The 9264-nt window shown below is 52.1% G+C and carries 9 protein-coding genes, 2 tRNA genes and 2 other RNA genes; 7 read left to right on the top strand and 6 right to left on the bottom strand.

Annotated elements, in window-relative coordinates; all coding sequences use genetic code 11:
- Positions 1-33: 33 nt before the first annotated feature.
- Positions 34-651 carry a thymidine kinase gene (gene tdk / locus MHZ89_RS20320; protein ID WP_311784468.1) on the bottom strand — a complete coding sequence of 206 codons (618 nt, stop codon included), beginning with the start codon at positions 649-651 and terminating at the stop codon, positions 34-36.
- Between the two features lie 430 nt (positions 652-1081).
- Between tdk and hns the strand changes: the two genes are divergently transcribed.
- Positions 1082-1489 carry a histone-like nucleoid-structuring protein H-NS gene (hns, locus tag MHZ89_RS20325; RefSeq protein ID WP_311784469.1) on the top strand — a complete coding sequence of 136 codons (408 nt, stop codon included), beginning with the start codon at positions 1082-1084 and terminating at the stop codon, positions 1487-1489.
- A gap of 88 nt (positions 1490-1577) precedes the next feature.
- On the opposite strand, the gene MHZ89_RS20330 is transcribed toward hns, so the two are convergent.
- The 5 genes from MHZ89_RS20330 to rssA all read right to left on the bottom strand — a co-directional run bounded on the left by MHZ89_RS20330 (position 1578) and on the right by rssA (position 7086).
- Positions 1578-2585: an NAD-dependent epimerase gene (locus tag MHZ89_RS20330; RefSeq protein ID WP_311784470.1), complete on the bottom strand. Its 1008-nt coding sequence runs from the start codon at positions 2583-2585 to the stop codon at positions 1578-1580.
- Between the two features lie 14 nt (positions 2586-2599).
- Positions 2600-3940, bottom strand: coding sequence for a UDP-glucose/GDP-mannose dehydrogenase family protein (locus tag MHZ89_RS20335; protein ID WP_120454002.1), 1341 nt, complete (start codon positions 3938-3940; stop codon positions 2600-2602).
- Between the two features lie 22 nt (positions 3941-3962).
- Positions 3963-4871: a UTP--glucose-1-phosphate uridylyltransferase GalU gene (gene galU / locus MHZ89_RS20340; protein ID WP_120454000.1), complete on the bottom strand. Its 909-nt coding sequence runs from the start codon at positions 4869-4871 to the stop codon at positions 3963-3965.
- Positions 4872-5064: 193 nt separating this feature from the next.
- Positions 5065-6081, bottom strand: a complete 1017-nt coding sequence (gene rssB / locus MHZ89_RS20345) for a two-component system response regulator RssB (protein ID WP_311784471.1) — start codon at positions 6079-6081, stop codon at positions 5065-5067.
- Positions 6082-6180: 99 nt separating this feature from the next.
- Entirely contained in the window at positions 6181-7086 is a 906-nt protein-coding gene (gene rssA / locus MHZ89_RS20350; protein WP_311784472.1) for a patatin-like phospholipase RssA, read from the bottom strand.
- A gap of 93 nt (positions 7087-7179) precedes the next feature.
- Here rssA and MHZ89_RS20355 point away from each other — a divergent pair, with 93 nt between their 5' ends.
- The 6 genes from MHZ89_RS20355 (at position 7180) to MHZ89_RS20380 (ending at position 9240) form a co-directional block, all read left to right on the top strand.
- Positions 7180-7635 (top strand): YchJ family protein, encoded by a 456-nt coding sequence (locus tag MHZ89_RS20355; protein WP_311784473.1) that lies wholly within the window; start codon positions 7180-7182, stop codon positions 7633-7635.
- Positions 7636-7689: 54 nt separating this feature from the next.
- The gene (gene purU / locus MHZ89_RS20360) at positions 7690-8538 is read left to right on the top strand and encodes a formyltetrahydrofolate deformylase (RefSeq protein ID WP_120453992.1); all 849 of its coding nucleotides are present in this window, start codon (positions 7690-7692) and stop codon (positions 8536-8538) included.
- Positions 8539-8683: 145 nt separating this feature from the next.
- Positions 8684-8768 (top strand) — tRNA-Tyr (locus MHZ89_RS20365).
- Positions 8769-8813: 45 nt separating this feature from the next.
- Positions 8814-8898, top strand: a tRNA-Tyr gene (locus MHZ89_RS20370).
- Between the two features lie 43 nt (positions 8899-8941).
- Positions 8942-9069: non-coding RNA, RtT sRNA (locus MHZ89_RS20375), on the top strand.
- A gap of 43 nt (positions 9070-9112) precedes the next feature.
- Positions 9113-9240, top strand: a non-coding RNA gene (locus MHZ89_RS20380) — RtT sRNA.
- The last annotated feature ends 24 nt before the right edge of the window (positions 9241-9264 follow it).

The following is a 9264-nucleotide window of genomic DNA, read 5'->3' on the forward strand; positions in this document are numbered from 1 at the left end:
CGGCGGGTTTTTTTATCGCTGTTAACAACCTTATTAAGCGGGCTTATGCTGACCGTAGATTGCCGCCAGCGAGCCCTGCTCTATCGCCTGCTTGTAATGTTTGCGGCATACCGAGATATAGCGCTCATTACCGCCGATCACCACCTGTTCGCCTTCGCTGAAGGGGCGGCCTTCGGAGTCAAGCCGCAACACCATGCCCGCTTTTCTTCCGCAGTGGCAGACGGTTTTTAACTCCACCAGCTTATCGGCCCAGGCGAGCAGATACTGGCTTCCGCCAAAGAGCTCGCCGCGAAAATCGGTACGCAGCCCGTAGCAGAGCACAGGAATATCCATATTATCAACAACGTCGGAGAGTGCCTTGACCTGATCGCGCGTTAAAAACTGACACTCATCCACCAGCACGCAGTGCACTGGCTGGCGCGCATGTTCCGCCGCAATCTCCTCATCCAGCCGCGTTTGCGCATTAAACAGCGCGGCAGGCGATGAAAGCCCAATGCGGGAACTGACCTTGCCTGCGCCGAAACGATCGTCAATTTCAGCGGTATAGACCAGCGTTCGCATACCGCGTTCCTGATAATTGTAAGATGACTGTAATAAGGCTGTGGATTTCCCTGCATTCATTGCGGAATAATAAAAATAGAGCTGAGCCATTAGTGTGATTTCTCAAAGCATTGCAAACCGAATGGACGGAATTCTATCACAGTTAAACACAAATTATGGCGGCGATTATTATGCGCAGGCTGTTTACAACTTCGCCAGCGCGGGATAAAAACCGCTTCGTCTCTGCAGAATTTTTTAATCATTAAGCCAGGACTTTATTGTTAAAGAAACTGTCTTACGCCAGTGCGCGGGCTTCGCCTCGCTTGAGATAGTGCATCTGCTCGCTTTAACGTTTCGGATTTTCATATCGTGCTGATGGGTGAATATCAACCGGCTTACCGTTTCTTTTGATTAAACCTTATGGAGGAAATTAATTATCATTCTTTCCTGTTCCACTTATTTACTATTGCAGTAATTTTTTACCGCCACTATTATTAGCTGGCAGAACACCTCTTCATTAATATATTCAGAGATCAGGACAATGAGCGAAGCACTAAAAATCCTTAATAATATCCGTACATTACGCGCACAGGCTCGAGAGTGTTCACTGGAAACGCTGGAAGAAATGCTGGAAAAACTCGAGGTTGTGGTTAATGAACGCCGCGAAGAAGATACGCATGCGAAAGCAGAAAGTGAAGAACGCACGCGTAAACTTGAGCAATACAGAGAAATGCTGCTGGCTGATGGAATCGATCCCAATGAGCTGTTAAGCACAATTTCTGAAAATAAAGCGCCCGGTAAAACAAAACGCGCTGCGCGTCCGGCTAAATATCAGTATGTAGATGAAAATGGCGAAACCCGTACCTGGACCGGCCAGGGACGTACGCCAGCCGTAATCAAAAAGGCGATTGAAGAAGAAGGTAAACAGCTGGACAGCTTTCTGCTTTAATAACTGACGGTGCTTCTATCATTTGGGTCACACTGGTTGTGTGACCCCCAGATTAATCAGGGAAAGGAAGCGCAGGCTTCCTTTTTTATCAGACGTTATAAAACTCACGATACCAGCTTACAAAGCGTTCTACGCCCTCTTCCACGCTGGTCTGTGGTTTAAAGCCAATCGCCTTGTATAACGCTGCGGTATCCGCGCTGGTCTCCAGCACATCGCCAGGCTGCATAGGCAACAGATTTTTCTTCGCCGTTACGCCCAGCGCCTTTTCAATCGCCTCAATATATTTTATCAGGCTGGTCGGCTGGCTGTTTCCGATGTTATATACGCGGTAAGGCGCGGAACTGGTGGCAGGCGAACCCTTTTCCACCGTCCAGCTTTCATCTTTCTGCGGAATAACATCCTGCAGGCGCACAATGGCTTCGGCAATATCATCAATATAGGTGAAGTCGCGTTTCATCTCGCCGCGGTTATAGACATCAATCGCTTCTCCGGCAATCATCGCGCGCGTAAATTTAAACAGCGCCATATCAGGCCGTCCCCAGGGTCCATATACGGTAAAAAAGCGTAAACCGGTAGTGGGCAGCTGATAAAGATGGGAATAAGTATGCGACATCAGTTCATTGGCTTTTTTCGTCGCCGCATAAAGCGACACGGGATGGTCTACGCTGTCGTCCGTAGAAAACGGCATTTTGCGGTTCAGTCCATAAACAGAACTGGAGGATGCATAGAGCAGATGCTCAATTTTATGATGGCGACACCCTTCCAGAATATTTAAATGACCAATCAGGTTAGCGTCTGCATAAGCGTGAGGATTATCGATAGAATAACGCACCCCCGCCTGAGCGCCCAGATGAATGACGCGTTGAAAAGCGTGTTGTTCGAATAACGAGGCAATGGCTGCGCGATCCGCCAGCTCCATTTTAATAAACGTGAAGCCAGGGTGCTGAGAAATTAGATCAAGACGTGATTGTTTCAGGCCGACATCATAATAGTCGTTCAGATTATCGATACCGACAATCTGGTGACCGGCGGCCAGCAGGCGTTGAGTAACGTGAAATCCAATAAAGCCTGCGGCGCCAGTCACCAGAATGTTCATACTTCCCTCGTTAATTACGCAATTTGAATAGATGCTCCGCGGCCGATTGCATAATAAACGAAACCGCGTTTGCTGATACGCTCTGGATCATACAGGTTGCGACCATCAAAAATCACGGGTTGTTTGAGGGAATTTTTAATAACGTCGAAGTCCGGCGCACGGAAATTCTGCCACTCCGTACAGATCACCAGGCCATCCGCGCCCTGCAGCGCCGCTTCTTTGGTACCCATCAGCTTCAGATCGCTGCGGTGACCATAGATGCGCTGCGCCTCATCCATCGCTTCCGGATCGAACGCCTGAACGCTTGCACCTGCTTCCCACAGGGATTCCATCAGCACGCGGCTGGAGGCTTCACGCATATCGTCGGTGTTCGGTTTAAACGACAGACCCCAGAGGGCGAACGTTTTACCGCTTAAATCGTCGCCGAAGTGGCGCTTGATAAAAGTAGGCAGCTTGGTTTTCTGGCTGTCGTTGACATCTTCCACCGCCTGCAGCAGGCGCGGTTTGTAGCCAATCGACTCGGCGGTACGGATCAGCGCCTGAACATCTTTCGGGAAGCAGGAGCCGCCGTAGCCGCAGCCAGGGTAGATAAAGTGGTAGCCGATACGTGAATCAGAACCGATGCCCTGACGCACTTTCTCGACGTCCGCACCCAGACGCTCGGCAAGGTTGGAAATCTCATTCATGAAGCTGATTTTAGTCGCCAGCATGCAGTTAGCCGCGTATTTGGTCAGCTCCGCGCTGCGGATATCCATCACGATCATACGATCGTGATTGCGGTTGAACGGCTCATAGAGTTCGCGCAACAGCTCTTCGACTTCATCATTATCTGTACCCACCACGATGCGCTCAGGACGCATGCAGTCGTTAACGGCTGCGCCTTCCTTGAGAAACTCCGGGTTGGATACCACGTCAAACGTCAGGCTGACGCCGCGATCGCGCAGGGTCTCTTCCATCACGCGACGCACTTTATCCGCTGTTCCGACTGGAACGGTGGATTTATCCAGCACAACCTTGTGATCCTTCATATGCTGCGCAATGGTACGAGCAACGGCGGTCACATATTTAAGGTCAGCCGAACCGTCCTCATCCGGCGGCGTGCCCACGGCGATAAACTGCATTACACCGTGATTGACGCCCTCTTCCGCATCTGTGCTGAACTTAAGGCGACCGGCCTCATAGTTCGACATAACCAGCGGCGTAAGGCCGGGTTCGAAAATGGGGATGATGCCTTTTTTCAGGTTTTCGACTTTTTTTGCGTCGACATCAATGCAGAGAACGTCATGTCCGACTTCGGCCAACACCGCAGCCTGAACCAGACCGACATAGCCGATACCAAATACAGTGACTTTCATTGAGTTATCCTGTGTTTATGAATTACTTTTTATTGCCAACTGCGCTATCGAGCCACTGAGAAAAATCTTTGCCCAGCACCGGATGGCGAACACCGTACTCAACGAATGCCTGCATATAACCCAGCTTGTTACCGCAGTCATGGCTTACGCCTTTCAGGTGGTAAGCTTCTACCGTCTCTTTCTCCATCAGCATGGCGATTGAGTCGGTCAGCTGAACTTCGCCGCCTGCGCCCGGAGGGGTTTTCGCCAGCAGAGGCCAGATATCGGCAGAGAGAACGTAACGGCCTACAACCGCGAGGTTAGACGGCGCTTCGTTGGCTTTCGGTTTCTCAACCACGCCAACCATCGGCGCGCTGTCGCCCGGCTGCAGTTCAGCGCCCTGGCAGTCAACCACGCCGTAAGCGGTCACGTCCGCTACCGGCTCAACCATAATCTGGCTGCGGCCTGACTCGTCGAAACGGCTCAGCATTTCCGCCAGGTTATCTTTGGTCGGGTTGGATTCATATTCGTCGATAATCACGTCAGGCAGGATCACCGCAACTGGCTCATCGCCAATCAGCGGATGGGCGCACATTACCGCGTGGCCGAGGCCTTTAGCGATACCCTGACGCACCTGCATGATGGTGACGTGCGGCGGGCAGATTGACTGGATTTCGTCCAGCAGCTGACGCTTAACACGTTTTTCCAGCATCGCTTCCAGTTCAAAACTGGTATCGAAGTGGTTTTCAATGGAGTTTTTAGAAGAGTGCGTAACCAGCACAATTTCGTTAATTCCTGCTGCGATGCACTCGTTAACGACATACTGAATTAACGGCTTATCGACCAGCGGTAACATCTCTTTCGGAATCGCTTTTGTCGCAGGGAGCATACGGGTGCCCAAACCTGCTACAGGGATTACCGCTTTTTTTACTTTGGACTTATAGGCAGACATCAAGATACCTCTCTTATAGGCCGTTCAAGTTAATACTTGATATGTCGGTTGAAATTCGGAAATGAGTATATCAGTTACCATCGAACGGATTTATCCTGGAAGGAGTCAATCCGCAGAATTTAAGACTATTACCCAAGTGTAAAGCTAACCTTTGGACCTGTCTTCAGACCCTGACGAAATTAAATTTTTTCGCCTATTCTTCAGTCGCTAACATCAGGCGGATCCTGCCGCCGGCGCCCCAGACGTGGCATTGCCAGTTGTCGGCTCGCTGGCTGATTTGATTAAGGTGGGTGCTTCCCATAGTGCCAAGGGGAACGCCATTACTGAGTTGAATTTGGTGGGCGTGAACATGCAGCGTCGCGTTTAATCCAGCTGAAACCAGAATGAGGTTTTTATGAGTACGATGGTAGTAACCCACCAGCAGCGGAAACTGACCGGTCAGGTTCGCCTGACGCAGCAGTAAATTGACCTGCCGCAAAAGCCCGTTTAGCTCTGGCAGTCGCTGCTTCTGACCCGAAAGCTGCTCCTGCAGCAGGCCGTTGAATAAGGCGCGCAGTAACAGCGCGGCCAGCACGCCGTTATCGCCAGCGCGCGTTACGTCAAGGCAGTAGAAGGCGAGATCTTTATCTGAGAGCGCCGCAATATCCAGCACCAGCCCCGGCTGTTCAGCCATGGTAAGCTGGCGGTAATTGATGCGACAGCTGGCGACCGTCTGCTGTACCGGCGGCTGAAGCTGCTTAAGCAGTTTTGCCGCGGCAGCCGGGTCGCGCACCAGCGCGTCCCAGTCCTGAAATAGCTGCTCATCCTCCTCCACCTTTGAGGTGAACATAGAAGGATAGAGGCATTCATAGACCGCTTCGCGGAAGCGCTCAAAATTTTTCAACGGCTTAAGCAGCACGTCCTGCACACCAAGGCGCAGCACATGGGCGATATCTGCCATATTTTCGGTGGCTGAGATAATCAGAATCGGCACGCTGTTGCCGCGCGTGCGAATATGCTCCACAAACTGAATGCCGTTCATGCGCGGCATTTCCAGATCGCAGATCACCAAATCCACAGCATGCTGCTGCAGATGACTTATCCCATCAATGCCGTCACCGGCTTCAAACGTACTGGCGCCAAGCGCCAGCAAGAAGTTGTTTACCAGAGAACGGAAAACGACCTCATCTTCGACAATGAGTATCTTTTTGCCGATTAGTGGTTTCTCCATTCTTTCCCCCTGCGTACCAGATCAATCAATAGTGGTTCATAAAACGCAGTTGCGCCTTTCAGAATTAGCCGAAGTAACACCTGTGAATGAACAACCTGATTATCTGTTTCGCACCAGCGGTAATAGTTCATCCATTTTTTTCTCAACGGCGGCCTTGCCTGCCTCGATAGCCTCTTTAGCGCGATGGAAGTCCAGCGTTGAAATCTGCGGACAAAACGGCTGAATCAGGACATCGGGAGGATCGCCTGCCATACGGTTGCGCTTCAGGCGATTTTCCAGCACCTGGATGGATGTCGACATAATCTCCATCGCACCCGGCGTTTGCGTTGCGCGGCGGTGAGTCAAGCCTACCAGCCGCTGACGTATTTTTTTGGCCCAGCTAAGGGCCGCGGCCGAGACCGCTTCGTCGCTGTTTTGCGGCGTCACTGACAGGAGATCCTGCTGCATCAGATGCGCGTCATGCTGGAGATCGACAGCAATAACAATATCTGCGCCAAGCGCTCGCGTAAGCGAAACGGGTACGGGATTCACAACCGCCCCATCTACCAGCCAGTAACCATTGTAGCCGACCGGCGGTAATAAGCCTGGCATACTACAGGATGCGCGCACAGCCTGATGTAGATCGCCTTCGGTGAGCCATAGCTCCCGACCGGTGCTTAAATTTGTCGCCACCACGCCGAAAGGCTTGCCGCAGCTCTCGAGCGCATTATGGGTAATCAGCTGTCGGACATGATTAAAAACGCGTTCGCCGCGCAGCAACCCGCCGCGCTGCCAGGAGAGATCCATCAGGCGAATAACGTCCCAGTAGCGAAAAGCGCTGACCCATTTTTCCATGTGCGGCAGCTTATCGTTCACATAAGCCGCCCCGACTAAAGCACCAACGGAACAGCCTGCCACCACGTCTATTTCCACGCCTGCTCGCGTCAGTGCGTTAATGACACCAATATGCGCCCATCCTTTGGCTGCGCCTGACCCTAACGCCAGACCAATTTTAACCTTTCTCATTTACCCTCTGCCGCCGACGACTGTGCATAGCTTCACTGCGCCAGGTCGGCTACCATATGGCGTCATCCTATTTTATCGCTCACAGGAGTTATTGTGTCCGAACCCTGTCCTTGCTGCAGCGGGAAGCAGTATAGCCTATGTTGCGCTCCCTTTCTGGCGGGCGAGCAGCTGCCTGAATCAGCTGAGCAGTTAATGCGCTCGCGCTATACTGCTTACGCTATGCAAAACAGCAACTGGCTGATCGCCAGCTGGCATCCGAGCCAGCGTGTACCCGATATGGCGCAGCGATTATCCGAAAGTTTCGCCGGTACCGAATGGCTAAGCCTGAATGTAACCTGTTGTAATCATGGAAGCCATGATAATGAAGCTTTCGTCACTTTTTTTGCGCGTTACCGCGAAAATTCGCAGATACGCGCTATCCACGAGCGTTCTCGCTTTCTTCGCGAGGATCATCGCTGGTACTATGTCGACGGAACGGCGCCTCAGACAGGGCGCAACGATCGCTGTCCATGTGGCTCCGATAAAAAATACAAGAAATGTTGTGGCTGAACAGCATACGGCCCAACGGTTTTACCCAATCGCTTTGACAGGACTCTGATCGAGATGCAAGCGCAAACTATGCAACGAAAAGTTTTACGTACCATTTGCCCTGATGCGAAAGGTCTAATCGCTAAAATTACGAATATCTGTTACAAGCACGAGTTGAATATCGTGCAAAACAATGAATTTGTTGATCATCGCACCGGACGCTTTTTTATGCGTACCGAACTGGAAGGCATTTTCAACGACAACACGCTGCTGGCAGATTTAGACAGCGCACTGCCGACCGGATCGACCCGCGAGCTGAACAGCGCCGGCCGCCGTCGCGTGGTGATTCTGGTCACCAAAGAGGCGCACTGCCTTGGCGACCTGCTGATGAAGAGCGCCTTTGGCGGGCTGGATATGGAGATCGCCGCGGTTATCGGCAACCACGATACCCTGCGTTCGCTGGTTGAGCGTTTCGATATTCCTTTCGTGCTGGTTAGCCATGAAGGCTTGTCGCGCGAAGAGCATGATAACCGTATGGCGGACGAGATTGATCGCTACCAGCCTGATTATGTGGTGCTGGCGAAATATATGCGCGTGCTGACGCCCGCATTTGTACAGCGTTACCCGAACCAGATCATCAATATTCACCACTCCTTCCTGCCTGCGTTTATCGGCGCGCGCCCTTATCATCAGGCTTACGAGCGCGGCGTGAAGATCATCGGCGCAACGGCGCACTACGTGAACGATAATCTGGATGAAGGTCCAATCATCATGCAGGACGTGATTAACGTTGATCACAGCTACACGGCTGAAGAGATGATGCGTGCCGGACGCGACGTAGAAAAGAACGTATTAAGCCGCGCGCTTTATAAAGTGCTGGGGCAGCGCGTGTTTGTTTACGGCAACCGCACGATTATTCTTTAAGCGCATCGGGCGCTGAATTGCCTGTGAATTCAGCGCCACGGGCAAAAAGTGGGCAAACGGTTCACATTTTTCTGTTGGGCGCTTTACACCCTGAACGCATTTGGTATGATGCGCCCCGCTTTCAGGCACAATGATTCAGGCCAGTGGTGGGATTCCCGAGCGGCCAAAGGGAGCAGACTGTAAATCTGCCGTCACAGACTTCGAAGGTTCGAATCCTTCTCCCACCACCATCTGAATCACATGTTCGCCTGACCGGTCATTACCAGCATATCCCAGGTGGGATTCCCGAGCGGCCAAAGGGAGCAGACTGTAAATCTGCCGTCACAGACTTCGAAGGTTCGAATCCTTCTCCCACCACCATCCTTGTATATTCTCCTGCATTTCATTCATCACTCAGCTTTTCCCGGAACCTCAGGGGAGAAGGATGAGAAGCTTCGACCGAAGGTTCGGGTCGAGCGCAGCAAGACAACGCGCATCGCGCGGCCCGAAGGGTGAGGCGCAACGCGCCGAATAATCCTTCTCCCACCACCATCCTTATAAGTTCTCCTGTATTAAACTCATCACTCAGTTTTTCCCGGAATCGCAGGGGAGAAGGATGAGAAGCTTCGACCGAAGGTTCGGGTCGAGCGCAGCGAGACAACGCGCATCGCGCGGCCCGAAGGGTGAGGCGCAACGCGCCGAATAATCCTTCTCCCACCACCATCCTTATAAGTTCTCCTGCATTAA

The sequence above is a fragment of the Pantoea sp. ACRSB genome, assembly GCF_022346905.1.
Taxonomy (GTDB): domain Bacteria; phylum Pseudomonadota; class Gammaproteobacteria; order Enterobacterales; family Enterobacteriaceae; genus Pantoea; species Pantoea piersonii.

Coding starts and splice junctions, on each gene's coding strand:
- rssB (WP_311784471.1), bottom strand. CDS start 6,081: ATGGAGAAACCACTAATCGGCAAAAAGATACTCATTGTCGAAGATGAG.
- MHZ89_RS20330 (WP_311784470.1), bottom strand. CDS start 2,585: ATGAACATTCTGGTGACTGGCGCCGCAGGCTTTATTGGATTTCACGTT.
- tdk (WP_311784468.1), bottom strand. CDS start 651: ATGGCTCAGCTCTATTTTTATTATTCCGCAATGAATGCAGGGAAATCC.
- hns (WP_311784469.1), top strand. CDS start 1,082: ATGAGCGAAGCACTAAAAATCCTTAATAATATCCGTACATTACGCGCA.
- galU (WP_120454000.1), bottom strand. CDS start 4,871: ATGTCTGCCTATAAGTCCAAAGTAAAAAAAGCGGTAATCCCTGTAGCA.
- rssA (WP_311784472.1), bottom strand. CDS start 7,086: ATGAGAAAGGTTAAAATTGGTCTGGCGTTAGGGTCAGGCGCAGCCAAA.
- MHZ89_RS20335 (WP_120454002.1), bottom strand. CDS start 3,940: ATGAAAGTCACTGTATTTGGTATCGGCTATGTCGGTCTGGTTCAGGCT.
- purU (WP_120453992.1), top strand. CDS start 7,690: ATGCAAGCGCAAACTATGCAACGAAAAGTTTTACGTACCATTTGCCCT.